Below are 751 nucleotides of genomic sequence, written 5' to 3'. Positions count from 1 at the left end.
TCGGGGCATTGGTGACAGGTGGTGCATGGTTGTCGTCAGCTCGTGTCGTGAGATGTTGGGTTAAGTCCCGCAACGAGCGCAACCCTTATCTTCAGTAGCCAGCAGTAAGATGGGCACTCTGGAGAGACTGCCAGGGATAACCTGGAGGAAGGTGGGGATGACGTCAAATCATCATGCCCCTTATGACTTGGGCCACACACGTGCTACAATGGCGTAAACAAAGAGAAGCGAGAGCGTGAGCTGGAGCAAATCTCAAAAATAACGTCTCAGTTCGGACTGTAGTCTGCAACCCGACTACACGAAGCTGGAATCGCTAGTAATCGCGGATCAGAATGCCGCGGTGAATACGTTCCCGGGTCTTGTACACACCGCCCGTCACACCATGGGAGTTGGTAATGCCCGAAGTCAGTGATCCAAGAAAGGAAGCTGCCGAAGGCAGGACTGATAACTGGGGTGAAGTCGTAACAAGGTAGCCGTATCGGAAGGTGCGGCTGGATCACCTCCTTTCTAAGATAAAAGTAAGGGTCTGTGTATTAATCGGTTTTTGAGAGTTGGAGGAGTTTTCTTCAGAAAACTCTGGAACGAGATGTGGCGATTTTTAATCGCCATCCTGCGAAGCAGGATTATCGCTGAGCTTCAGGCTCAGTGATAACCAACAGTAGAGGTCTTTGAAAAAGTAAATAAGTTAATTTGTCCGGTGTCGATGCGGTCATGGGTAACACCCGTTCCCATCCCGAACACGACGGTTAAG

1 rRNA gene is annotated in these 751 nt (G+C 50.3%); it reads left to right on the top strand.

Annotation, left to right across the window (positions count from 1 at the left end):
• Window positions 1-507: ribosomal RNA gene (locus BXO88_RS16215) — 16S ribosomal RNA — on the top strand; the annotation flags it as partial.
• Between the last annotated feature and the right edge of the window lie 244 nt (window positions 508-751).

Source organism: Oribacterium sp. C9, assembly GCF_002007235.1.
In the GTDB taxonomy this organism is placed as follows: domain Bacteria; phylum Bacillota; class Clostridia; order Lachnospirales; family Lachnospiraceae; genus Oribacterium.
This window is presented reverse-complemented; position numbering and strand designations above follow the sequence as displayed.